Source organism: Pseudomonas sp. Ga0074129 (assembly GCA_001465025.1).
In the GTDB taxonomy this organism is placed as follows: Bacteria; Pseudomonadota; Gammaproteobacteria; order Pseudomonadales; family Pseudomonadaceae; genus Aquipseudomonas.
The window spans coordinates 1-407 of the sequence record LNDO01000038.1 but is presented as its reverse complement, the minus strand read 5'-3'; the positions used below and the strand labels follow the sequence as shown (position 1 = coordinate 407).

Sequence of the window (407 nt, the reverse complement as noted above, 5' to 3'; positions counted from 1 at the left end):
ACTTTGCCAAAGAACAGGGTGCCAATGTGTTTCTGCGCGGCCTGCGCGCCGTGTCTGACTTTGAATACGAGTTTCAACTGGCCAACATGAACCGCCAGTTAGCGCCGAATGTGGAAAGCCTGTTCCTCACACCGCCGGAAAAGTATTCGTTTATTTCCTCGACTTTGGTGCGCGAAATCGCCGCCCTGGGCGGTGACATCTCTAACTTCGTGCACCCGGCCGTCGCCGCCGCGCTGACCGAACGCTTCAAGCGCTGATCGCGCTCGCCAGGCCGCGTGCATGCGCGGCCGCGATGCGGCACAATTCCCCCACCGTCTTTCTGTACACATCTAGGCTGCGCTGCCGAGCGTCAGCAGGAGTGGTTCTGACATGTCCCTGATCATCACCGACGACTGCATCAACTGCGA

Annotated in this window: 1 pseudogene; it reads left to right on the top strand. The window is 59.2% G+C overall.

Annotated features, from left to right (window positions below):
* Positions 1-257 (top strand): annotated as a pseudogene (locus AUK77_RS02280) (phosphopantetheine adenylyltransferase); the annotation flags it as partial.
* Positions 258-407 lie beyond the last annotated feature (150 nt).